Raw genomic sequence first — 23,328 nt, 5'->3', positions numbered from 1 at the left:
ACGGGGGGGGGGGGGGGGGGGGGGGGGGGGGGGGGGGGGGGGGGGGGGGGGGGGGGCCGGGGGGGGGGGGGGGGGGGGGGGGGGGGGGCGGGGGGGGGCCCCGGGGGGGGGGCCGGGCCCCCCCCCCCCCCCCCCCCCCGGGCCGGGATCAGGGATTCCGGGATCAGGGATTCACAGATCACAGATATCGGATCAGTGATCAGTGATCAGTGATCAGTGATGACGAGGATCGAGCGAGGAGGCCGAGGTGCCGGTGGAGATCACCTGGTGGGGTCATGCCACCTGCACGATCGAGGACTCGGGGGTGCGGGTGCTGACCGACCCCCTGTTCGTACGGCGCTTCGCGCATCTGCGCCGCCGCCGGGGCGAGGTACCGCCACCGCAGGCCGCGGTCGCCGAGGTGGTGCTGATCTCCCATCTGCACTCCGACCATCTGCATCTGCCGTCGCTGGCCCGGCTGGCTCCCGGCAGCCGACTGGTCGTGCCGAGCGGCGCGGTCGCGGCCGTGCCGGGTCTGCGGGCGCTGCGGCGGATGCGACAGCTGCACGTCACCGAGGTGAAACCGGGCGAGACGGTGCGCGTCGGCGAGGTGCGGGTGCGGGCGGTCCCCGCCCTGCACGACGGGCGGCGGCTGCCGGTCGGGCCGCACCGCGCGCCGGCGCTCGGCTATGTGGTCGAGGGCGAGGCACGGACGTACTTCGCCGGGGACACCGGGCTCTTCGACGGGATGGCCGACGCGGTGGGGCCGGTGGACGTGGCGCTGCTGCCGGTGGGCGGCTGGGGCCCCTTCCTGGGGCCCAGCCATCTGGACCCGGCCCGCGCCGCCGAGGCGCTGACCCGTCTGGCGCCGAGGTCGGCGGTGCCGGTGCACTACGGCACGTACTGGCCGATCGGTCTGGACGGGGTGCGCCCGCACGAGTTCCACGCGCCGGGCGACGAGTTCGTACGGCACGCGGCGAAGCGTGCGCCCGAGGTGACCGTGCATCTGCTGGGGCACGGCGAACGCGTCAGGCCGGAGGCCGGCCCGTGATCCAGGAGATCCAGCAGGTGGTGCGGGAACTGCCCACCGAGTCGACCCAGCAGGCGGTCGGCTACCCGACGCTGTTCGCCCTGGTGGCGCTGGGGTCCTTGGTGCCCGTGGTGCCGACGGGGGCGCTGGTGAGTTCGGCGGCGGTGGTGGCCTTCCACCAGACGTCGCCACTCACCCTGCTCTTCGTGTTCCTGACAGCGTCGACCGCCGCGTTCCTCGGGGACGTCTGTCTGTACTGGCTGGGGCAGCGCGGGGTCCGGTCGAAGAACGGTTCGAAGTGGCTGGAGGCGATCACCCGCCGGGCCGCGCCGGAGCGGCTGGCCCAGGCGCAGGAGAAGCTGGCGGATCACGGCGGGGCGGTGCTGGTGCTGTCCCGTCTCGTTCCGGCCGGGCGGATCCCGGTGATGCTGGCGTGTCTGCTGGGCAGGATGCCGTTGCGGCGGTTCGCCCGGGGCGATGTTCCGGCCTGCCTCGCCTGGGCGGCGACGTACCAGTTGATCGGCATCCTGGGCGGTTCGCTGTTCCCGGAGCCGTGGCAGGGGGTGGTCGCGGCGGTCGCCCTGACGCTGCTGATCAGCGGGGCTCCGGCGGTGTGGCGCAGGCTGCGGTCGCGGTTCGGCCGCGAGCCGTCGTAGCCGCGCTCAGCGCAGCGCGCCGAACACCGCCGCGAAGCTGTCCAGCGCCCGCGCCACGTGCGCGAGCTCCAGGGGCTCGGCTGCGGTGAGGGACTCCGTCTGCTGCTGCGGTGTGGCCCCCAGCAGGGGTCCGGTGCCCAGGCGTACGCGCAGGGCGCCCAGCTCGTCCCCGAAGCGGTGTCCGCCCGGGGCCGGTGCGCCGAGCCGGTCGGTAAGGTAATCCTCCAGCTCCATGGAGTCCGTCACGCCCACGTCCGCCAGCCGCGAGCGCAGCGGCCCGAGGTCGGCGTAGAGGTGGCGGCCCGCCTGCGGTGGGCGGGCCAGCGCGCCGGAGCCGAGGACCGCACGGTGGGCGGCGGAGGCGACCTCGGCCTGGAGCGCCGCGGCGCGCCGGATCCTCTCGCGCACGGACTCCGGCTCCCCCAGCGCGCGGGCGGCCGCGTGGGCGACCGGAGTCGCGACGAGGGCGCCGAGCGCGGTGAGGATGTCCAGGGTGCGGGCGTGCCGGACGGCGGCCCGGGCGGTGTCCGGGAAACGGGCGACGGCGACCGGCCAGGCGGCCGGTACGAGGGCTCCGGACAGGTCGGCGATCACCGTGACATCGTCCGGGCACATCTCGGCGGGGCTGAGCAGGACGGTGTCGCGGGGCCGGTGCACGGTGTCGCGCCAGGTCTCGTCGCTGATGATGTGCAGCCCTTCACCGACCGCCGCCTCGCACGCCTCGTGGACCAGTTCGGGCGGAGCGACGGTGGCCGTGGGGTCGTCCACGACGGAGAGCAGCAGCAGTTGCGGCCGGCCGCCCTCCGCACGGACCCGGCGGACGGTCTCCAGCAGGGCGTACGGGTCGGGCACGCCGCCGCATTCGGCCGGGGTCGGCACGTGGTATGCGGGACGGCCCAGCAGGCGGGCCTGCGGCATCCAGGCGGCCGGGCAGGGGCGGGGCATGAGGACGTCGCCGCCATGGGCGCCGATCAGGGCCAGGAGGAGCGGCTGGGCGCCGGGGGCGGCGGCGATGCCGCCCGCCGCCCCGTGCAGTCCCCGCCGGTCCCAGTAGCCGCGGGCCGCCTCGCGCAGCCGGGCCCCTCCACCGGGGGGTTCCGGGCGGGTCCTGGCCGAGGCGGCGGCAAGGACGGCGGCCAGTTCCGAGAGGACCGGGAGGCCGGGGTCGGGGGCGGGCGGCCCGTAGCGGACGGGGCCGTGGTCCTCGTGCGCGGGTGCGTGGTCCTCGGTCCCGTGCATCCGGCCCTCCTCCGCCGCTCTTCGCTTCTTCGCTTCTTCGCTCCGCGTCTGCGGCGACTCCGGCGTCTCCGCAGCGCCGCCAGGACCATCAGGTCCGGGTCCGGGTCCGGGGTCCAGGGTCCGGACCGGGTGCTCCGGTTTCGTTTTCCGGTCGACGGCCGCCGGCTTCCACGGTCGACGGACCCCGCCTTCTCCGGTCGACGGCCTCCGGCTTCCTTCTGTCGACGGCCTCTGGCTTCTTTATGACGGCCTCTGGCTTCTTTATACGGAGGTTCCGGGCGGCCCGCCCGCCCAGTCGCGCGCCCGCTCCGGGGGCCGCCGCCGCGTGGGCTGTTCCGCCGGCCGGTGGCGGCGCGTGGCCGGGGTCTCAGCGCGCCTGCTGGTTCAGCGTGGCCCGGCCGGGTATTCGCTGATCCATGGCCTCCCCGAGAACCTCACCCGCCACCGTCAACACCACCGCTCCCGCCGTCGCCCGGTTGCGCGGCTGGCTGCAGGAGCGGGACCTGTCCGTCTTCCGGAGCGTCGCGGACCGGCACTGGCCGGGCGCCGATCCGCTGCTGCCGAAGCTGAGCCGGAGCGCCAACCACGGGCTGCTCTGGTTCGGGGCGGCGGCCGGGATCGCGGCCCTCGGCAGCAGTGCGCGCTCGCGTCGGGCCGCGCTGCGCGGGGTGGCGTCCCTCGCCGTGGCGTCGGCGGCGATCAACACGGTCGGCAAGGGCGCGGTGCGCCGCGAGCGGCCGATAGCGGACCTGGTGCCGGTGGTGCGGCAGCTCAAGCGGCAGCCGATCACCACCTCCTTCCCCTCGGGCCACGCGGCGTCGGCGGCGGCCTTCGCCACGGGGGTGGCTCTGGAGTCCAGGGGCTGGGGAGCGGTCGTGGCCCCGGTCGCGGTGGCCGTGGCCGCCTCCCGCGTCTACACCGGGGTCCACTATCCGAGCGATGTGCTGGCGGGTGCGGCGCTCGGCATAGGGGCCGCGTTCGCCCTGCGCGGGGTCGTGCCCACCCGGGGCCAGCTGCCCGCCCCCGGCCGTCCGCCGGGCGAGGCCCCGGCCCTGCCCGCGGGGAAGGACCTCGTCGTGGTGGTGAACCAGGAGTCGGGCACGGCCACGGCGACCGCGTCGTTGGTGCGCGAGGCGCTGCCCGCGGCGGAGGTGGTGGAGGTGCCGCCGGAGGAGCTGTCGGCCGCGATGGAGAAGGCGGCGGGCCGGGGCCGGGCGCTGGGCGTCTGCGGAGGTGACGGCACGGTGAATCTGGCGGCCTCCGTGGCGGCGACGCACGGGATGCCGCTGGCGGTCTTCCCCGGCGGCACGCTCAACCACTTCGCCTACGACCTGGGCATCGAGACCGTCCACGAGACCGCCGCCGCCCTCACCGCCGGCGACGCCATCAAGGTGGACCTCGGCCGCTTCCGGCCGGGGCCCAAGGGGGCGGACGGGGCGGACGGGTATTTCCTCAACGCCTTCTCGCTGGGTGTCTATCCGGAGCTGGTGCGCACCCGGGAGCACTGGTCGCCGCGGATCGGCGGCTGGCCGGCCGGCGTGCTCGCGGCCTTCCACGTGCTGGGCGGCCGGCAACCGCTGGAGGCCGAACTCCAGGGGCGCAGGCGGCGGTTGTGGCTGCTCTTCGTCGGCAACGGCCTCTTCCAGCGGGTGGGCCCCGCCCCGGGGCGCCGCCACAACCTGGCGGACGGGCTGCTGGACGTCCGGGTGGTGCACGGCGGCCGGACGCCTGCGTTGCGTCTGCTGGCGGCGGCGGTGGCGGGACCGCTGACCCGCTCCCCCGCCCATGCCGCCGTGCGGCGGCGCCGGGTGCGGATCGGCGGCCTCGCGGCGGGGACTCCGTACGCGTACGACGGTGAAGTGGCCCACTCCGGAACGGAGCTGACGATCGACAAGCTGCCGGAGGCGCTGACCGTCTACTGCCCGATGCCGACCTGACCACCTGGGCCTTCCCTCGGCGAAACCAGGCTGAACTTTCAGGCACCACCCAGCAGCCGTCCGCATATCAAGACGCCTATCTCATCATTCGACATGTCGGCGTACGGTGTTCCTGTCGCCGCGCCCGTCGGCGCGAGGTTTTCGGGAGAGGACACAACGCCATGCCGAAGGAGACCGCCGTGTACACGCACGGCCACCACGAGTCGGTCCTGCGCTCGCACCGCTGGCGGACCGCCACCAACTCGGCGGCGTACCTCCTCGACGAACTCCGCCCCGGCCTGGCCGTGCTGGACGTCGGCTGCGGCCCCGGGACCATCACCGCCGATCTGGCCGCGCTGGTTGCCCCGGGCCGGGTCACCGCGGTGGACACCACCGAGGACATCCTCGGTCAGGCCGCCGCGGTGGCCGCCGAACGGGGCCTGGAGAACGTCGAGTTCGCGGTGGCCGACGTCCACGCCCTGGACTTCCCCGACGACTCGTTCGACGTGGTCCACGCCCATCAGGTGCTCCAGCACGTGGGCGACCCCGTCCAGGCGCTGCGTGAGATGCGGCGCGTCTGCCGACCCGGCGGGGTGGTCGCGGCGCGGGACAGCGACTATGCGGCGATGACCTGGTATCCGCAGGCCCCTGGTCTCGGCGAGTGGTTGGAGGTGTACGGCCGGGTGGCCCGCGGCAACGGCGGCGAGCCCGACGCCGGCCGCAGGCTCCTCTCCTGGGCGCGGCGGGCCGGGTTCACCGACATCATCCCCACCGCGGCCGCCTGGTGCTTCGCCACCCCGGAGAGCCGCGCCTGGTGGAGCGGCCTGTGGGCGGACCGTACGACGGACTCGGTCTACGCCGAGCTCGCGGTACGGGGCGGGCACGCGAGCGCCGAGCAGCTCACGGCCATCGCCGGGGCGTGGCGCTCCTGGGGCGAGGAGGGCGACGGCTGGTTCATGGTCCCGCACGGCGAGGTGCTCTGCCGGGCCTGAGGCGACGGGAGGACGGCGTGGGGTGAGGCGGTACGAGGTGAAGAGGTTCTCCGGCCCGCCCGGAACCGATCACACCGGTGGCGGCCGCCAACTACCCTCGTAGGCATGGAGATCCTCGGAACCACGCTGCGTATCTGCGTCGACGACCTGGAGGCCTCGGTGGCCTTCTACGAGGGGCTGACGGGCACGTCGGCCCTGCGCTTCGAGCGCGGCGGGGTGTCGGTGGCCGCGATCGGCTGCTTCCTGTTGATGAGCGGGCCCGAGTCGGAGCTGGAGGTGCTGCGCAAGGTGGGCGCGACCATCGCCGTCAAGGACGTCGACGAGGCGAACGCGGCGCTGACCCGGGCGGGCGCGCGGGTCCTCGCGGGACCGGTGCCGACCCCGGCGGGCCGTAACCTCATCGCGCTGCACCCGGACGGCTCGGTCTTCGAGTACGTGGACCGCAACGTCACCGTCTGACCGGCCGCCCGGGGCGCGTTGATCACTCCTGGGGCGGGCGCATGCGGAAGTCGTAGGCGTCCGGAAGCGGTTCGTCGCTGACGGACGCCCACAGCTCGCCGAGGATTCCGGCCCCTTCGCGCAGATCGGCGACCTCGAATCCGGCGTCGAAGATCTCCCGGGCCGCCCCGGTGTCTCCCTCGGCGACCAGGATCCGGGCGAGGAGCAGCCGGAAGCGTCCGCGCTCACGGATCTCCCCCGGCAGCCCGGCCAGCAGCGCCCGGGCCGGCCCGGGCCGGTCGGCCGACAGGTGTGCCTCGACGGTCTCGCGGGCCAGGGCGACGAGGAGGGCTGTGTCCTCCGCCGACGCCGTGAGGTCCTCCGCTCCGACGGCCCCGGGAGCCCCGAGGTCCGCGAAGGCCTCCGCGTACAGCTCGGCGGCGTGGTCCGGCCTGCCGCTCTCCTCGGCGGCGACGGCGAGGCAGCGCAGCAGGGGCCAGCGCGGCGCGGGGCCGCACTCCAGGCCGCGTTCCCAGCTGCGGACGGCCTGCGCCCGGTCGTCGGCGTGCCACTGCGCGATGCCGAGGTGGTATTCGGTGTGCGGGTCGGCGTCGGCGGTCTCCAGCATGTCCCGCCAGGGCCGCGAGACCGGTGTCGGGCCGGGTATGCCGTGCGGGTCCGGCTTCGGCAGGGTGCCGTGCTCCAGCAACTCCCGCCAGGGGGCCTGCTGGGCGCCGATGGCGGTGGCGGGGAACGGGGTGCCGGGCAGCCGGTGGCCGCCCCGCAGCACCTCCAGCGCGCCCCAGCCGGAGCCGGTGGCGAGCATCTCGCCCGGTTCGGCGTCGGCGTGCGGCAGCCAGGCCGCGTACGCCTCGTCCACCGCGCCGCGCGGGAGAGCCTCCTCCAGCCGCGCGGCGGCCTCCCCGGTGGCTGCGGCCCAGTCCCGGCCGTGCACGGCGGCCGGGTCGGCGGAGAGCGGACCGTAGGACTCCAGCCAGCTGAACGCGGCGCCCGCCTCCAGCGGGACGTGCTCCAGCTGGGTGCGGGCCAGCCCGGCCTGGATCTCCGCGTAGCCGCCGCCCCCGGGCCCGTTCAGCCACTCCTGCCAGCGGCGGCCGCCTCTCCCGTGCCCCCAGCGGAACAGTTTGCGGCCGCGCAGCAGGTCGGTGGAGGTCTGGGCGAGCCCGTGGCCGTCCCCGTCGAGCGCGGCGATCCAGCGCCGGGCGCCGTCGGGCAGCTCGTAGAAGTGGTCGGCGGGGTACTCGGAGCGCAGCGGATAGGTGTGGTCGAGGCCGCCCGACTCCGGGACGCCGACCCGGGTGAGGGCGTGGTCGTAGCCGAAGTGCCAGGCCTCGTCGGCCGGGGCCAGTACGCGGGTGTCCGGGGTCTCCGGGACGGCGATGTTGGACCACCAGTAGACCGGTGCGGGCTGTTCGTGCGGGTTGCGTATCCGCACGCCGACGTGGAGGAAGTCGGAGTCGTCGGGGAGCCAGAGGTCCACCTGGAAGGGCAGGTCGCGCAGCCGCTCCCATTCCCAGAGCCGGACCATCGTGGAGCCGTCCGGGGCGGGCACCAGTGCGGCGTGGAGCGGTGCGCAGGACAGGGTGGTGTGGCCGGTGGCGCCGATGTTCCACTCGATACCACCGGAGAACCAGGCCCCGTTGAGGGCGAAGGCGGCGGGCTGGAGGACCGGGTTGCGGTGGAGCAGTTCGCGACCGGTGGGTTTGTGGTGCAGGGAGTGGATCCGGCCACCGAGTCCGGGCAGCACGGTGACGCGCAGCCGGGCGTTCTCGATGACGACGGCGTCGATGTCGGTGGGGGTGCGCTCACGCCCGTAACCGTCGAGCAGCCGGGTGGGCAGTACCGTGCGCAGCGGCCGGTGGCCCAGTTGCCGGGCCATGTCGCGGGGCAGGCCCGCCCGTTCCCGGGGGTCGAGCACGGGCGGCGGCGCGGACGCCCGCAGCGGCGGGAGCGGGTTCTCCGGCCCGAGCGGCGCTGCGGGCAGGTTCAGTACGGCACGTCGTACGGTCGTGGCCAAGGCACCCTCGTTCCCTCGCGGCGGGCCGCCGCAGGTCCGGGCGCCCCCGGTGACCATGGAACACGCAGGTGGCCACGTGGGCCAGAGGCCCGTCGGCCGGATTTTCGCGCGCTCGGGGTCCGCCCCGGACTCCGCAAGGCCGGGGCCGGCTCCTCAGGCGTCCGGGGCGGTGTCCGTGAACGCGTCGACGACGAGGTCGGCGAGCAGCGCGCCCGCCGTGCCGTCCGGGTCGAGATCGGGGTCGTAGATGGTGACGTTCAGCCCGACGCAGCGCGGGGAGGAGACGAGCGTGCGCAGCAGCGGGGCGAGTTCGTGCGGGAGGAGGCCGCCGTCGTCGGGGCTGTCGACGGCGGGCATGACGGCCGGGTCGAGGACGTCGGCGTCCAGGTGGACCCAGTAGCCGTCGAGTGCGGGGGTCTCCAGGCTCTCCACGGTGGCCCGCGCGAGGACGTCCGCGCCCCACTCGCGGATCTGCCCGACGGTCGCGTGGGGGATCTTCAGCGCGGCCAGCTCGGCCTGGTCCTCGTCCTCGTCCCGCATGCCGAAGAGGCGGACGTCCTCGTCCCTGAGGTAGGGGCCGAGCCCTTCGAGGTCGCTGAGGTCCGCCTGGCCCCGGCCGGTGGCGATGGCCAGTTCCTCGCCGCCGGCCGCGCCGATCCGGTCGCTGTTGCCGGAGTGCCGGAAGTCCGCGGATCCGTCGACGGCGGCGAGTCCGTACCGGCCGAGGCGGCGCAGGGCGAGGGAGGCGCCGAGCTGGATGGAGCAGTCCCCGCCGAGGACCAGAGCGAACTCCCCGGCCCGTACGTGGCCTTCGATGCGGTCGGCGAGGGTGCGGGTGTACCGGGCGATGGCGGCGGCGTTGAACACCCCGTCGCCCTCCTGCCAGTCGCCCAGGTCGTAGCGCGGCGGGACGACGACACCACCCTCCAGCGCTCCGAGGCGGCGCACGATCCGTTGTTCGCGCAGGGCACCGGCCAGTTTGTGGCAGCCCGGGACGGTGCCGGGGGCCGGCGGGCGCAGTCCGAGGTTGGAAGGGGCGTCGAGGACCACGATCGTACGCATACGGCTCATCCTCGCCGCAACGGCCCGGGGCCCTCAAGCGGTTTCACCGTGCGGGAGGAATCCGGTGCGGGGCCGCTGTCACTTGCCCTTCCGGCGGAAGAGGTAGCCGCCGCAGCCGAGGCCGATCAGGAACATGGCCAGCAGCGCGAACCAGAGGGGCATCGTCACCTCGGGGATCAGCATCCGGATGGTGACCTTGCTCGTGTTCACGCAGATGAACACGGCGACGAGCACGACCACCACGGCGACCACGATGCGCCCCGGGGTGATCCACCCCGTGCCGCGTCCGCTGCCGCTCGATACGTCCTTGGGGCTCATGGTCCGGCCCTTCCGCTCGCTTCTCGCCGTCCGGCCCGCCGTCGTGCACGCGACCGCCCCCCGGGGTCCCAGCATGTCCGGCTGCCGGGCCCGGGGGGCGGTGGTGTACGGCCGTTCGGGTGAACGGGGTGGCGGGCGTCAGCCGGCCGGGACCACCGGGAGTTCCAGTACGCCGGTGTCCTCGGGGGCGTGGACGACGGTGACGGGCTTGACGCCCCGGTTGCCGAAGTAGGCGGTGTCGCTGGCGGCGATCACGAACTCCAGGCGGTGCCCCTTCTCGTACCGGTGGACGATGCCCGGCAGCTCCACCGTGAAGGGCCGGGTGACGTCGGGGACCCGGACCGGGGAGACGAGCCGGTTCACCAGCGTACGGCTGCCGTCGGGCGCGACGTCGTAGACCTTGGCGAACAGGACGAGCTTGTCGGAGGCGTCGCCGCTGTTCTGGACCCGCTCCGTCTTCGGCGAGAGAACCTTCAGGGTGGCCCGCGGCGCGCCGACGACGTCGAGGGGCTCGGTGAGGGGTTCGCCGCGCCAGCCGAGGTAGGTGCCCCTGGTGTCGTACGGCTCGGGGGCGGGCAGTCCGATCAGCGGGGCGATGGAGCTCTCGGAGTGGCTCGTCGGCACGAGCCAGTTGGTGTACTGACGGCTGCCGCGCGCCACCTTGGAGCGGTTGTCGACGAGTTTGCCGTCGCCGGAGAGGTACAGGGACCGGGAGAGGGCGGGGACGTCGGCGGCGGAGCCGTAGCCGCTCTGCCAGTCGCGGTAGTAGGAGAAGGCGGGCCCGGTGTCGGTGTCCGTCTTCCCGTGGAGGTAGCGGTCGAACCAGGCCAGTACCCGCTGTCCGACGTGGCTGGTCTCCAGATTGCCCTGGCTCAGGTCGAGTTCGCCGGGAACCTGGCCGCCGCTGTGTCCCCAGGACTGCCAGATCATCTTCGTCTCGGTGCCCTGCGCCTTGAGCGTCCGGTAGGTGGCGGTGGCCTCGTTGAGGTTGAAGAGGCTGTCGGCCTGGCCCTGGACGATCAGCGTGGGGGCCTTGACCCGGTCGAGGTAGGAGACGGGCGAGACGCTGCGCGCGTAGGCGAGCATCTCCTCGGTGCGGTCGGCGGGGTAGCGGCCGGAGTTGAGGAGCCGGATGGTCTCGCAGGCGCGGGTGGCGAAGTGCAGGCAGTCCAGCCGGTTGATGCGGGAGGGGTCCAGGCTCGGGTTGAGGAGCGGCTGGCCCTCGCCGATCAGGTAGAAGCCGTTGGTCCACTGCCACTTGAAGACGCCGGGGGTGTCGGAGGTGACGCCGGTGCGCGCCCCGGTGTTGTTGGGGGCCAGTGCGTAGCCGAGGTCGTTCCAGGTGATCAGCGGGACGAGGGCGTCGACCCGGGGGTCGACCGCGGCGGTCGCCAGCTGGATCGCGCCGCCGTAGGAGCCGCCGATCATGCCGACCCGCGGGTCGCCGTCGGCGTCCTGGGTGACGAAGTCGGCCTCGGTTCCGTCGTCGGCCGCGCGAACTCCCCCGAGGAAGTCCAGGAGTTCGCCGGCGGCCTTTCCGTCGATGGCGGGATCGTCGAGGGTGATCAGGCAGCCGGACCCGCCGAAGCCGAGGCCGGAGTAGACGAGGCCGACGTAGCCGCGTTCGGCGAAGGCCTTGCCGATGGTGTCGGTGGAGCCGTCGGACTTGCTGCCGCCGAAGCCGTTGGTGGCGAGGACCGCGGGGGCGGGGCTGTCCGCGTCTGCCCCGGCGGGCCGGTAGAGGTCGGCGTCCACCGTGCAGGTGCGGCCGCCCGCCTCGACGGTGAACTCCAGCGGGGTGACGGTGTACTGGCCGGCCTCGGCGTGGGCCGGGCCGGCGAGGACGAGGGGGGCGACGAGGGCCGCCCCGGCGACCGCCACGAGCGGGCCGCGCACTCTGGAAACAGCACCTGACACGAAGACCTCCACACCGAGGACACCTTACCGACCGGTAAGTACTGGGCCGCGCTCATGCTGTGACACAGCTCATAGCCGTGTCAACGTATCGGTCCGTGGTTCTTGACGGATGTTCACGTTTCGCGGGAGAACGCACACATCCTCGTGCCCGCGCGGACAGCGGCGCGGGCGTCCTCGTGCCCGCGCGGACAGCGGCGCGGGCGCGAACAGGGGCGGAAGGGCCGAGGAGGTTCAGCGCAGGGCGGGGGTCCCGACGGTCAGCGTGCAACGCCCGCCGTCCGCCGGGACGTCGAGCACCGCGGGCGCGCCCAGGGGGATCGTCAGCGCGGTCGGACCGTGACCAAAGCCCAGCTCCTCGACCACGGGTATGCCCAGTGGTCCGAGCCGGTCGGCGAGCACGGCGCGGATCTTCTCGTACGGGCCGCACTCCTGCCAGGAGCCGCAGGCGACCCCGGCGACTCCGTCGAGGGCTCCGGACCGCAGGAGCCGGGTGAGGATGCCGTCCAGCCGGTAGGGCTCCTCCCCGGTGTCCTCGATCACCAGCAGTCCGCCCCGGGCGTGGGTCCGGCCGCCCGGGGCGCCGGTTCCGGCGGCGAGCAGGCTGACGCAACCGCCGTACAGGACGCCCCGCGCCCGGCCGGGGACCAGGGCGCCGGCCGACTCCAGGCCGAGGGTGGTCACGGTCTCCGGGGCGAAGAGGGTGGCGCGCAGGTGCTCGCGGGTCGCCGCGTCCTTGAGGAACGTCTCGGTGGCGATCATCGGCCCGTGCAGGGTCGCGAACCCGGCCCGCACGGCGAGCGCCTCGTGCAGCACCGTGATGTCGCTGTAGCCGACGAACGCCTTGGGTCCGGCGGCCCGGACCGCCGCCCAGTCGACCAGGTCGACCATGCGGTGGGCGCCGTATCCTCCCCGGGCGCACAGCACGGCCTCCACGGTCGGGTCGCACCAGGCCTGCTCAAGGTCCTCCGCGCGGCCCGCGTCCGACCCGGCGAGGTAGTCCAACTCCGGGTGCCTGGTAAGCACATGGGCGCCGACGACGGGTTGGAGTCCCCAGTCGCGCAGGACGGCGAGCCCCTCCTCCAGCCGGTCGGCGGGGACGGGGCCGCTGGGCGCGACGACGGCGACCCGGGAGCCGGGGCGCAGCCGGGGCGGCCGGGCGAGGGGCGCCGCGAAGCCGTGGTCCTGGCCGGTCACGTGGTCAGCTCCAGGGGCGGCACGTCGGGGCGGTCGATACCGAACGTCTGCGCGTAGAGGGAGAGTTCTGCTTCCAGTGCGCGGACCATGGTCTCCACGCGCCGGAATCCGTGGCTCTCCCCCTCGAAGGCGATATAGGCGTGGGCGACTCCCCGGCCGGCGAGGGCGGCGAGGAACCGCTCGCACTGGGCGGGTGGGCAGATCACGTCGTCCAGGCCCTGGAGCAGCAGGAAGGGGGTGTTCAGCCGGTCGGTGCGGTTGATCGGGGAACGTTCCCGGTAGCGCTCGGGCACCTCGGCGTACGGGCCGACGAGGGACTCCAGGTACTGCGACTCGAAGTCGTGGGTCTCGTCCGTGGCCCACCCTTCGAGATCCAGGATCGGATAGAGAATCGTCCCGCAGGCGTAGATGTCGGTGCTGGTCAGCGATGCGGCGGTGGTCCAGCCGCCCGCGCTGCCGCCCCGGACGGCGAGCTTGTCCGGGTCGGCGGCGCCCTCCTCGACGAGGGCCGAGGCGACGGCCGCGCAGTCGGCCACGTCGACCACGCCCCACTGGCCGCGCAGGAGTTCGCGGTAGCCGCGGCCGTAGCCGGTGGAGCCGCCGTAGTTGACATCGGCCACGCCGATGCCGCGCGAGGTGAAGTAGGCGATCTCCAGATCGAGGACGAGCGGTGCGTGGCCGGTGGGGCCGCCGTGCGCCCAGACGACGTACGGGGGCTTCTCGCCCTCGGGTCCGGTGCGGTCGGGGCTGTGCGGCGGGTAGATGTGGGCGTGGATCTCGCGGCCGTCGGGGCCGGTGAAGGTGCGGTCCTCGGGCACCGGGTAGTACGCGGGGTCGACCGCGTCGTGGTGGGGTGCGCCGATGACGCGGGTGTGCCCGGTCGCGGTGTCCAGCTCGACGATCTCGGGGCCGCTGCGGGGGCTCGCCGCGACGCCGACGACCCGGCTGCCGTGGACGGCGAGCGTGTCGGCCCAGGCGGTCCAGGGGCCCGGCACGTCGGCGAGTTCCCCGGTCTCCGGGTCGAGGATGCCGAGCCGCATGCCGCCCCTGCCGTGCAGGACGGCGATCAGCCCGTTGTCCAGCGGATGGAACCAGCGCAGCCCGATCTTCCAGAGGGCTCCGCCGAACTCCTCGCCCCGGGGCGGCAGGAGGCGGCTGCTGGGGACCGCGCCGCCGGGAGGCGCGTCGGGGCGGATGCGCTGGAGCTCCCACCAGTCGGCGAGGTCGGAGACGAACAGAAGGCTGCCGTCGCGGTCCCACTCCACCTGGCAGACCGATTCGTCGAGGTCGCCGACGAGAGGCCGTACGCCGGTGAACCCGCCCGTTCCGTCGATGTCCGCCAGCATGACCACCGTGCCGTCCCACGGCATCCGGGGATGGTCCCAGGCGATCCAGGCCGCCCGCCGCCCGTCGTGGGAGACCTTGGGGCCGGTGACGAACCGGTGCCGGTCGTCGGAGAGTTCACGGACCGCCGCCCGGTCGCCCGCAGCCGAGCCGTCGAGCGGCACGGCAGCGACGACGCGCCGTACGTCGGTGGGCGCGGGCCCGGTGAACTCCTCCAGCACGCACCAGACCTCGCCCGCCGCCCCGTGCTCCGGGCGCACCTGCGGGTCCACCCAGCGCAGCCCGCCGCCGACGTCCGAGACGGGGGTGAGCGGCCACGGCCCGTCGGGCCCGTCGGGGGCGTAGGCGTACAGCCGCTGGTCGGTGAAGTGGACGAACACCACGAGGAGTTCGCCGTTCTCGCGCACGGTGCCCGCCCAGGGCTGTCCGCCGTACTCGATCACCCGGCTGCGGGTGTTCCAGGGGGCGGGCAGCACGGGGGCGGTGGTGCCGTCGGCGCGGCGGCGCATCAATGCGCGCCGACCGCCCTCGGCGGGGCGCGGCTCGGTCCACCACACCTCGTCCCCGATGGTGCCGAGGTGGTCGGGGCGGCCGTCGTGCGAGGCGGCGAGTGCCGCGTCGACCGGCGACGGCCAGGTTCCGTACGGGGCTGCTGGCACGGTGTTCACGTAGGTCGGTCCCCCCGGGGCGCGGATCGGGTCGGCAGGCGGTCAGGCGGTGCGCAGGTAGTGGTCGAGCACGCGGACGCCGAAGTGGAGGGCGTCGACGGGGACGCGCTCGTCGACGCCGTGGAAGAGCCGCTGGTAGTCGAAGCCGACGGGCAGCTTCAGCGGGGTGAAGCCGTAGCCGGTGATGCCGAGGCGGGAGAACTGCTTGGCGTCGGTGCCGCCCGACATGCAGTACGGGACGGTGTGCGCGTCCGGGTCGAACCGCTCGACGGCGGCGCGCAGCTTGGCGTACGTCGGGGAGTCCACGGGGGCCTGAAGGGCCGTCTCGCGGTGGTAGAACTCCCAGGAGACCGACGGGCCGGTGAGCCGGTCCAGGGTCGCGTGGAACTCGTCGTCGCCGCCGGGGACCATGCGCCCGTCGATGAAGGCGGCGGCGTGGCCGGGAATGACGTTGACCTTGTAACCGGCGTCCAGCATCGTCGGGTTGCTGCTGTTGCGGACGGTGTTCTCGACCAGGGACGCGGCCGGGCCGAGCTTGCCGAGGAGTTGGGCGACGTCGAAGCCGGGCTCGTCCAGATCGGCGGTGATGCCGTGCAGGGCGGCGATCTCGGTGATCGCGGCGCGGACGGTCGGGGTGAGGCGGATGGGCCACTCGTGCTCGCCGATCCGGGCGACGGCGGCGGCCAGGGTGCTCACCGCGTTCTCCCGGTTGACCTTGGAGCCGTGCCCGGCCCGGCCCTCGGCGGTCAGCTTCAGCCAGCCGGTGCCGCGCTCGCCCGCAGCGATCGGGTACAGCGAGAGACCGTCGCCCGCGTGGAAGGTGAAGGCGCCCGACTCGCTGATGCCCTCCGTGCAGCCCTCGAACAGCTCCGGATGCTGGTCGGCGAGGAAGCCGGAGCCGTCGGCGGCGCTGTCCTCCTCGTCGGCGGTGTACGCGATGACGATGTCGCGCCGGGGGCGGAAGCCCTCGCGGGCCCAGCCCCGTACGACGGAGAGGACCATCGCGTCCATGTTCTTCATGTCGACGGCGCCCCTGCCCCACACGACCCCGTCGCTCACCTCGCCGGAGAAGGGGTGCACGCTCCAGTCGGCGGGCTCGGCGGGCACCACGTCGAGGTGGCCGTGGACGAGGAGCGCGTCGGCCGACGGGTCGGTGCCGGGGATCCGGGCGACCACGTTGGTCCGGCCGGGGGTCCGCTCCAGCAGCGTCGGCTCGATTCCGGCGTCGGAGAGCCGCTCCGCGACGTACTCGGCGGCCGGCCGCTCCCGGCAGTCACCGCCGCCCCGGTTGGTGGTGTCGATGCGGATGAGTTCGGAGGTGAACGTCACCACCTCGTCGAGTGCCTGCCGGTCGACGGGTCCGAGCAGGTCGGGGGCCTCAGCCATACTGTTCCTCCACAGCGGCCGACACGATCGTCGTCACCGCCTTGAACGTGCGAATTCCTTCGTACATCGTCGCGCTGGTGTACGCGACGCGCCTCTCCCCGCTCGGCGCCACGCCGGGGACCACGGTCGCGGCCGCCGCCAGATGTTCGGCGTCGAACTCCAGCTCGATGGTGAACGCCTTCCCGGTGACGGGGTCCCGACGCCCCGCGAGGGCACAGGCGGTCTTCGCCGCCGCCCTGATGTCGGCGGCGGTACGGGCCGGGGTGCGGCACACGGCGGCGTAACGGGATACGTAGTCCTTGACGGCGACCTTCCGGGCGTCGGGGGCGTATCCCTCGGCGTCCACGCAGGTCAGGTCGTCGCCGGTGACGAGGACGACGGGCACGCCGTATTCGGCGGCGACATGGGCGTTGAGCAGCCCCTCGCTCGCGCGGACGTCGTTGATCCAGACGCCGGTGATGGAGTTGGCGAGGTAGGTGTGGGCGAGGACGCCCTCCGTGCCGGCTCCGGTGTGGTAGCCGACGAAGGCCACCGCGTCCACGTCGCCGTGCTGGATGCCCTCGACCATGGACAGCGACTTGTGCTTGCCGGTGAGCATCTGGACGCGTTCGTCCATGTGCTCCAGCAGCAGGTTGCGCATCGACCAGTGGGCCTCGTTGACCAGGACCTCGTCGGCGCCGCCGTCGTAGAAGCCGAGCGCGGCCGCGTTCACGTCGGAGGTGAACATCGATCGGCAGCGCTCCCACTGCGGCGTCCCCGGCAGCACGTCGGCCGGCCAGGTCACTCCGGTGGCGCCTTCCATGTCCGCGCTGATGAGGATCTTCATGCCGCCACACCGTACGCGCCGTGAGCGGCGCGGGCCAGGGAGGGGCGGCCCGTCAGAGGTCCAGTCCGCCGAAGGTCCCTCCAGCGGTCCTGCCGGTGCGCCCGCCGGCGCTCACGTCGTTGCTCCCGCCGGTGGCCCTCGTCGGGCGCCCGGGGCCCGGCCCGGCCCCACCGAGGACCTGGAACGCCGGTCGTCCACGGACGTGCGGGATCTCGATGGCCCGCATGCCCGCAGCCCCCGCGTGCTGAAGACTGAAAGGGGCCCGACGACTCACGTCCCCGGCGTCACGTGCGAGAAAGGCGAGGAACCAGCTATGTGCGCGAAGCAGGATGACGCGGGTGTCCCGCCTCACCACGGGTCCGGCACGGAACGGGACGCGGACGGCTCAGATCGCTTCGAGGTCGACGAGGAGGTCCAGCACGCCCTGGACCGGCTCACGCTGCTCATCAACGCGGCAGAGGCCCTTTCCAGCACGCTCGAAGTGGATCAGGGGCTCCGTCGGCTCTGCCGCACGCTCGTCCCCGGCCTCGCCGACTGGTGCGCGGTCGACCTGCTCGACGACCACGGACGGCTGCGCAGGATCGTCGTCGAGCACCGGGACGCCGATGTGACGTCCCCGGGCCTGGACGAGGGGCTGCTGCCTCCGGCCGAAGGGTCGGCGGCCTCGGTCGCCCGAGCGCTGCTCGGTGTGGGGCCCGTACTCCTCACGGACTTTCCCCCGCCGAAGGACGAGGATGACCCGCTGTGCCTCCGGGAGAAGCAAATTTTCGAGCGGCTCGCGGCCGATACGGCGGTCGTCGCCCCGCTGAGAGCCCGGCGGCAGGTGCTCGGCGTGCTGACGCTGGCCCGTACCCGCAGGGAAGTCCGGCTGACCGAGGACACCCTCTCCCTCGTCGAGGACCTCGCCCACCGCGTGGCGCTGGCTGTCGACAACGCGCGCCTGCACGCCGAGGCTCAGCACACGGCCGAGCGGTTGCAGCGCTCCCTGCTGCCCGAGCTACCCACGGACGGGCCGCTCGAAGTAGCCGCCCGGTACCAGCCTGCGAGCACCACCGCGCGCGTCGGCGGCGACTGGTACGACGCCTTCGTGCTGCCGGACGGAGCGATGACACTGATCATCGGTGACATCGCGGGGCATGACCTGCGGGCCGCCGTCATGATGAGCCAGACCCGCAACATGCTGCGCGGCATCGCCTGCGACCGCAAGGAACCGCCCGGCAAGATCCTCGCCCGGCTGGACGCGGCCCATCACATCCTCTATCCCCATCAGACGCTGACCTGCATCTACGCGCTGGTCGAACGACTGAGCGCGGACGAGCCGTGGCTGCTGCACTACGCGGTCGCGGGCCATCCCGCCCCCTTGCTCGTGACGCACGACGGGGAGACCCGCTTCCTCACCGGTGGCCGCAGCGTCATGCTCGGCGTGGAGCCCGAGGTCCATCGCCCCGCCACGACCGACACCCTGCCGCCCAACTCGACCGTGCTGTTCTACACGGACGGCCTCGTCGAGCGGCGCGAGGAGGACCTGGGCCGGGGTCTGGCGCGCCTGCGGCAGCACGCGGCGGCCTTGGCCCGCGAGCCGCTCACGACGTTCTGCGACGAGATCCTGGAAGGTATGGCCGGAGGCGGCTCGGACGACGTCGCCCTGATCGCGGTCAGAACGGCACCCGCGCATGCCGGGCCCGCCGTGGCCACCCCCTGAGGCAGCCGGGGCCTCTGCCGACCGCTGCCGGTCAGCGTGGCCAGGGTGTAGCGACCGTCGCGCGGGTCAATTCGCCGAGCCCCGTGGTGGCTCGATGCGCCATCGGCGGCCGTACGTACACGTGGACGACTTGCCTGGGCAACCAACCTTTGTTGCCCAGGCAAGTCAAACCCGCTATCTTGTTACTTGCCCAGGCAAGTCAATCTCGGCCTAGAGGAGTCCCCTGTGATCAAGCTCAGTATCTTCCTGACCCGGCGGTCAGACCTCTCCCACGACGAGTTCGTGGACTACTGGACGCAGAAGCACACCCCTCTGCTCTCGACTCTTCCCGGCGGAGAGGTCCCGGTCCGGCGCTACGTCCAACTACTGCCCACCGACGACGAGATCCCCGGCATAAGCACCGCGGTCCACGACGGTGTCGCCGAGGTGTGGGTCGACACCATCGCGGACGCCGCCCGCTGGTTCACCTCCGACACCTACACCACCACCATCGCGGCGGACGAGGAGAACTTCCTCGACCGGTCCCGGACCCGCTTCCTCTACTCGACCGAGAATCCGGTCTTCGGCCCGTGAGCGCGCCGAAACTCCGCTGTCACACCGGCTGTACGCGAGGGTAACGGCGGCTGCCTAGCGTCGCCCGCCATGGACACCCGCATACAGCTCGCCGACCCGGCCCCACCGGACCCCGCACCGCCCGCCGCACCGGACACCGGTCAGGCGGTGCGGGAGACCCTGGAGGACTACACCCTCCGCTTCGCGCCGCGCAGTTACCGGCGCTGGACCCCGATGGTCGTGGCGACCACCGCGCTGGGCGGCATCGCGTACATGGCCGACTTCTCCATCGGCGCCGGCATCGCGATGGCCCACGGCACCGGCAACGCGCTGGTCGCGATCACCGTCGCCGCGGCCCTGATCTTCGTCACCGGCTTCCCGCTCGCCTACTACGCCGCCCGCTACAACATCGACCTGGACCTGATCACCCGGGGCTCCGGCTTCGGCTACTACGGCTCGGTCCTCACCGGCGTCATCTTCGCCAGCTTCACCGTCATCTTCTTCGCCCTCGAAGGCGCGATCATGGCCCAGGGCCTCAAGCTCGGCTTCGGGCTGCCGCTGTGGCTGGGCTACGCCGTCTCCACGCTCATGGTCATCCCGCTCGTCGTCTACGGCATGAAGGCGCTCAGCAAACTCCAGGTGTGGACCACCCCGATCTGGCTGCTGCTGATGGTCGGGCCGCTGGTCTACCTGGTCGTCACCGAACCGGGCACCGTCGACAGCTTCCTCGCCTACGCGGGCACCGACGGCGAGGGCGGGGTCAACACCGCGTCCGTGCTCCTCGGGGCGGGCGTCTGCCTCTCCCTCATCGCGCAGATCGGCGAACAGATCGACTACCTGCGCTTCATGCCGCCGAAAACCGGGGCGAACAGGCGCGGTTGGTGGACGGCGGTGGTCATGGCCGGGCCCGGCTGGGTGGTGCTCGGCGCGCTCAAGCAGGCCATCGGCGTCTTTCTCGCCGTCTACATCCTCTCCGAGGTGGGACCGGCCGCGGCGACCGAGCCGATCCAGCAGTTCCGCGGGGCGTTCGACGCGATGATGCCGTCCTGGCTGGTCGTCCCGCTGGCCGTGATCCTGGTCGTCATCAGCCAGATCAAGATCAACGTGACGAACGCGTACTCCGGTTCGCTGGCGTGGACGAACTCCTTCACCCGCGTCACCAAGCACTACCCGGGCCGCATGGTCTTCGTCCTGGTCAACCTGGCGTTCGCGCTGGTGCTGATGGAGGCCGACATGTTCAGCTTCCTCAACAGCATCCTGGGCTTCTACTCGAACTGCGCCATCGCCTGGGTGGTCACCGTCGCCACCGACATCGGGATCAACAAGTACCTGCTGAAGCTGTCCCCGCACGCACCCGAGTTCCGCCGGGGCATGCTCTACGCGGTCAACCCGGTCGGCGTGACCGCGTTCCTCGCCGCCTCCGGGCTGTCCATCGCGATGTACTTCCACGCCTTCGGGGACACGCTCCAGCCGTACTCCCCGGTCGCCGCCGTCGTGATCGCCTTCGTCCTCACCCCGGTCATGGCGGTCGTCACCCGGGGCAGGTACTACCTGCGCCGGAGCGACGACGGCATCCCGGCGCCGCTGCTGGACGCCGAGGGCAATCCGAGCCCGGTCACCTACGACTGCCACGTCTGCCGCCAGTCGTACGAACGCCCCGACCTGGCGGCCTGCCCGGCGCACGAGGCCATGGTCTGCTCGCTGTGCCTGAGCACGGACAAGGCCGGCGAGCACGTCCTGCCGGCCTCGCCGGCGGTACCGCCCTCTCCGGGCGTACCGCCCTCGCGCGCCTGACCGCCGTCAGCCCGTCTTCGCGTCCCGGAGCAACTCCTCGATCCGGGACAGCTCGTCCTCGGTGAAGTCCAGGTTCCGGGCGGCCTCGACGCTGTTCTCCAGCTGGGCGACGCTGCTCGCGCCGACGACGGCGGAGGTGAGCCGGCCGCCGCGCAGCACCCACGCCAGGGCCAGCTGCGCGAGCGACTGGCCGCGCTCCTTCGCCAGGGCGTCCAGCGAGCGCAGCCGCTCCACCAGCTGCGGGGTGACGGCGTCGGCGCTCAGGAAGGGGCTGGCGCCCGCCGCCCGGGACCCGGCCGGAATGCCGTTCAGATAGCGGTCGGTCAGAATTCCCTGCTCCAGCGGCGAGTACGCGATGGACCCGGCGCCCAGCTCGTCGAGGACGTCCGGGAGCCCTTCGTCCTCGATCCGGCGGTCGAGCATCGAGTAGCGGGGCTGGTGGATGAGGAGCGGGGTGCCGAGGTCCTTGAGGATCGCGGCGGCCTCGCGGGTCTGCGCGGCGGAGTAGTTGGACAGACCGACGTACAGCGCCTTGCCCTGCCGTACGGCGGAGTCGAGCGCGCCCATCGTCTCTTCGAGGGGAGTCTCGGGGTCCGGCCGGTGGGAGTAGAAGATGTCGACGTACTCGACACCCAGGCGCTTCAGGCTCTGGTCGAGCGAGGAGCGCAGGTACTTCCGCGAGCCCCACTCCCCGTACGGCCCCTCCCACATGTGGTAGCCGGCCTTGGTGGAGATGACGACCTCGTCGCGCAGATGGGCGAAGTCGGTCGCCAGGGCCCGGCCCAGGGTGAGTTCGGCGGAGCCGGGCGGCGGGCCGTAGTTGTTGGCCAGGTCGAAGTGGGTGATGCCGAGGTCGAAGGCGCGGCGCAGGATGGCGCCCTGCGTCTCGGGCGTCCGGTCGCCTCCGAAGTTGTGCCAGAGGCCGAGGGAGAGCGCGGGCAGCTTCAGACCGCTGCGTCCGGTGCGCCGGTAGGGCATGGCGGAGTAGCGGTCGGCGGACGGGAGGTACATACGGGCTCCGCGGGAGGGGTACGGGGGTGCGCACCGGGACCGGCGCGCACCCGTCCCAGGCTTCCGCAGATGGATCCAGCAGTCCAACAGGAGATTCCGCTCGGATTCATCGCCTAGATTGCTCAATCATGGAATTGCGTCAGCTGGAGCACTTCGTCGCCGTCGCCGAGGAGCAGCACTTCACCCGCGCCGCCGAGCGCCTCGCCGTGTCGCAGTCCGGGCTCTCCGCCTCCGTACGGGCGCTGGAGCAGGAGCTGCGGACCCCGTTGTTCAGCCGCACCACGCGCACGGTCCGGCTCACCGAGGCCGGGCGGGCGCTGCTGGTGGAGGCGGAGCGCACGCTGGCGGGCGCGCGGGCGGCGCGGGACGCGGTCGATGCCGTACGGGGGCTGCTGCGCGGGACGCTGACGGTCGGGGTCGAGCAGTGCGTGGCGGGGGTGAGCCCGGCGCGGCTGCTGGCGGCGTTCCACCGGGAGCATCCGCAGCTGGAGCTGAGGCTGCGGCAGGAGGGCACCAGCAGCCTGCTGGACGGCGTGGCGGGCGGGCGCCTCGACCTGGCGTTCGCGGCGACGGTGAGCCCGGCGGAGTGGCGCGGGGAGCTGGTGCCGCTGGCCCGGGAGCCGATGGTGCTGCTGTGCGCGGCGGGGCACGCGTTCGCCGGGCGGCCGGAGGTGGGGTGGGAGGAGCTGCCCGGGGCGTCGTTCATCGACTTCCATCCGGACTGGGGTCCCCGGCGGGCCGCCGACGCGGCGTTCGCGGCGGCGGGGGTGCGCCGGACGGTGGGCCTGGAGGTCAACGATGTGCACAGCCTGCTGGAGCTGGTGCAGGAGGGGCTGGGGATCGCGGTGGTGCCGCACCACTTCTCCCGCAAGCCGGAGGCGGCCCGGCTGGTCGCCGTGGAGCTGACGGGCGCCCGCCGGCCGGTGTACGAGAGCGTGGTGGTGCTTCCGGCGGCGCGGAGCCTGAGCCCGGGGGCCCGGGCGCTGATGCGGCTGGTGCGGGAGGACCCGCTGCGGGAGCCGGCCGGGGAGGCCTCGGTACGCGAGCCGGCGCGGGCTCCCGCCGGGCCGGCGGTGAGCTGACATCGGAGCGGCACCGGACCGGCTCCGGGGGCCCATCCCGTTCCCGTACGCCTCGGTCCCGTACGCCTCGCCTCGGTCCCATACGTCTTACTGATCGTTTCAGAATGAGTTCAGCTGGGGGCCTTGTGCCCGGTGATCTTGGGCGGCAGGGTGTCCGGGTGCGTGCTGATCTTGTTTCGGATGA

At 73.2% G+C, this 23,328-nt stretch carries 19 protein-coding genes; 9 read left to right on the top strand and 10 right to left on the bottom strand.

What is annotated here, in order from left to right; all coding sequences use genetic code 11:
• Positions 1–247: 247 nt before the first annotated feature.
• Together ACIQRW_RS00095 and ACIQRW_RS00090 are read left to right on the top strand one after the other, a co-directional pair.
• Positions 248–1,030 (top strand): MBL fold metallo-hydrolase, encoded by a 783-nt coding sequence (locus ACIQRW_RS00095; RefSeq protein ID WP_403752040.1) that lies wholly within the window; start codon positions 248–250, stop codon positions 1,028–1,030.
• Positions 1,027–1,665 carry a DedA family protein gene (locus ACIQRW_RS00090; protein WP_403752037.1) on the top strand — a complete coding sequence of 213 codons (639 nt, stop codon included), beginning with the start codon at positions 1,027–1,029 and terminating at the stop codon, positions 1,663–1,665. Before ACIQRW_RS00095 ends, ACIQRW_RS00090 begins: the two co-directional genes overlap by 4 nt.
• A 6-nt stretch (positions 1,666–1,671) precedes the next feature.
• Here ACIQRW_RS00090 and ACIQRW_RS00085 read toward each other — a convergent pair whose 3' ends face one another.
• Positions 1,672–2,904 carry an aminotransferase class I/II-fold pyridoxal phosphate-dependent enzyme gene (locus ACIQRW_RS00085; RefSeq protein WP_403752034.1) on the bottom strand — a complete coding sequence of 411 codons (1,233 nt, stop codon included), beginning with the start codon at positions 2,902–2,904 and terminating at the stop codon, positions 1,672–1,674.
• Positions 2,905–3,320: 416 nt separating this feature from the next.
• On the opposite strand from ACIQRW_RS00085, the gene ACIQRW_RS00080 reads away from it, so the two are divergent.
• The 3 genes from ACIQRW_RS00080 to ACIQRW_RS00070 all read left to right on the top strand — a co-directional run bounded on the left by ACIQRW_RS00080 (position 3,321) and on the right by ACIQRW_RS00070 (position 6,271).
• On the top strand, positions 3,321–4,841 hold the full coding sequence (locus ACIQRW_RS00080; protein WP_403752031.1) for a bifunctional phosphatase PAP2/diacylglycerol kinase family protein: 1,521 nt from the start codon (positions 3,321–3,323) through the stop codon (positions 4,839–4,841).
• A gap of 161 nt (positions 4,842–5,002) precedes the next feature.
• On the top strand, positions 5,003–5,812 hold the full coding sequence (locus ACIQRW_RS00075; protein ID WP_403752028.1) for a class I SAM-dependent methyltransferase: 810 nt from the start codon (positions 5,003–5,005) through the stop codon (positions 5,810–5,812).
• A gap of 105 nt (positions 5,813–5,917) precedes the next feature.
• Complete coding sequence (locus ACIQRW_RS00070; protein ID WP_403752025.1) at positions 5,918–6,271, top strand: VOC family protein; 354 nt, start codon at positions 5,918–5,920, stop codon at positions 6,269–6,271.
• A 22-nt stretch (positions 6,272–6,293) separates the two neighbouring features.
• Here the strand turns inward: ACIQRW_RS00070 and ACIQRW_RS00065 are convergent, their stop codons facing one another.
• The 8 genes from ACIQRW_RS00065 to ACIQRW_RS00030 all read right to left on the bottom strand — a co-directional run bounded on the left by ACIQRW_RS00065 (position 6,294) and on the right by ACIQRW_RS00030 (position 17,003).
• Positions 6,294–8,288: a DUF5107 domain-containing protein gene (locus tag ACIQRW_RS00065; RefSeq protein ID WP_403752022.1), complete on the bottom strand. Its 1,995-nt coding sequence runs from the start codon at positions 8,286–8,288 to the stop codon at positions 6,294–6,296.
• A gap of 153 nt (positions 8,289–8,441) precedes the next feature.
• Positions 8,442–9,350, bottom strand: coding sequence for an arginase family protein (locus tag ACIQRW_RS00060; RefSeq protein WP_403752019.1), 909 nt, complete (start codon positions 9,348–9,350; stop codon positions 8,442–8,444).
• Positions 9,351–9,428: 78 nt separating this feature from the next.
• Positions 9,429–9,668, bottom strand: a complete 240-nt coding sequence (locus tag ACIQRW_RS00055) for a LapA family protein (RefSeq protein WP_403752017.1) — start codon at positions 9,666–9,668, stop codon at positions 9,429–9,431.
• Positions 9,669–9,806: 138 nt separating this feature from the next.
• The gene (locus ACIQRW_RS00050; protein ID WP_403752014.1) at positions 9,807–11,564 is read right to left on the bottom strand and encodes a CocE/NonD family hydrolase; all 1,758 of its coding nucleotides are present in this window, start codon (positions 11,562–11,564) and stop codon (positions 9,807–9,809) included.
• Between the two features lie 252 nt (positions 11,565–11,816).
• Positions 11,817–12,779, bottom strand: a complete 963-nt coding sequence (locus ACIQRW_RS00045) for an LD-carboxypeptidase (protein ID WP_403752011.1) — start codon at positions 12,777–12,779, stop codon at positions 11,817–11,819.
• Positions 12,776–14,791 carry a prolyl oligopeptidase family serine peptidase gene (locus ACIQRW_RS00040; protein WP_403752008.1) on the bottom strand — a complete coding sequence of 672 codons (2,016 nt, stop codon included), beginning with the start codon at positions 14,789–14,791 and terminating at the stop codon, positions 12,776–12,778. The genes ACIQRW_RS00045 and ACIQRW_RS00040 overlap by 4 nt, the downstream gene beginning before the upstream one ends.
• Before the next feature lie 42 nt (positions 14,792–14,833).
• Positions 14,834–16,177 (bottom strand): M20/M25/M40 family metallo-hydrolase, encoded by a 1,344-nt coding sequence (locus ACIQRW_RS00035; RefSeq protein ID WP_403752005.1) that lies wholly within the window; start codon positions 16,175–16,177, stop codon positions 14,834–14,836.
• Complete coding sequence (locus tag ACIQRW_RS00030) at positions 16,170–17,003, bottom strand: M55 family metallopeptidase (protein WP_403752002.1); 834 nt, start codon at positions 17,001–17,003, stop codon at positions 16,170–16,172. Before ACIQRW_RS00030 ends, ACIQRW_RS00035 begins: the two co-directional genes overlap by 8 nt.
• Before the next feature lie 313 nt (positions 17,004–17,316).
• Between ACIQRW_RS00030 and ACIQRW_RS00025 the strand changes: the two genes are divergently transcribed.
• The 3 genes from ACIQRW_RS00025 (at position 17,317) to ACIQRW_RS00015 (ending at position 21,051) form a co-directional block, all read left to right on the top strand.
• Complete coding sequence (locus ACIQRW_RS00025) at positions 17,317–18,705, top strand: PP2C family protein-serine/threonine phosphatase (RefSeq protein ID WP_403751999.1); 1,389 nt, start codon at positions 17,317–17,319, stop codon at positions 18,703–18,705.
• A gap of 225 nt (positions 18,706–18,930) precedes the next feature.
• The gene (locus ACIQRW_RS00020) at positions 18,931–19,278 is read left to right on the top strand and encodes an EthD domain-containing protein (protein ID WP_403751996.1); all 348 of its coding nucleotides are present in this window, start codon (positions 18,931–18,933) and stop codon (positions 19,276–19,278) included.
• 69 nt (positions 19,279–19,347) lie between these two features.
• Complete coding sequence (locus tag ACIQRW_RS00015; RefSeq protein ID WP_403751994.1) at positions 19,348–21,051, top strand: purine-cytosine permease family protein; 1,704 nt, start codon at positions 19,348–19,350, stop codon at positions 21,049–21,051.
• A 6-nt stretch (positions 21,052–21,057) separates the two neighbouring features.
• Here ACIQRW_RS00015 and ACIQRW_RS00010 read toward each other — a convergent pair whose 3' ends face one another.
• Positions 21,058–22,062, bottom strand: coding sequence for an aldo/keto reductase (locus tag ACIQRW_RS00010; RefSeq protein WP_403751991.1), 1,005 nt, complete (start codon positions 22,060–22,062; stop codon positions 21,058–21,060).
• Positions 22,063–22,190: 128 nt separating this feature from the next.
• On the opposite strand from ACIQRW_RS00010, the gene ACIQRW_RS00005 reads away from it, so the two are divergent.
• A complete protein-coding gene (locus tag ACIQRW_RS00005) occupies positions 22,191–23,144 on the top strand; it encodes a LysR family transcriptional regulator (RefSeq protein ID WP_403751988.1) in 954 nt (317 codons plus the stop codon).
• Positions 23,145–23,328: the final 184 nt, after the last annotated feature.

Origin of the sequence: Streptomyces sp. NPDC091287, assembly GCF_044768525.1 — a bacterium.
Taxonomy (GTDB): domain Bacteria; phylum Actinomycetota; class Actinomycetes; order Streptomycetales; family Streptomycetaceae; genus Streptomyces.
This window is presented reverse-complemented; position numbering and strand designations above follow the sequence as displayed.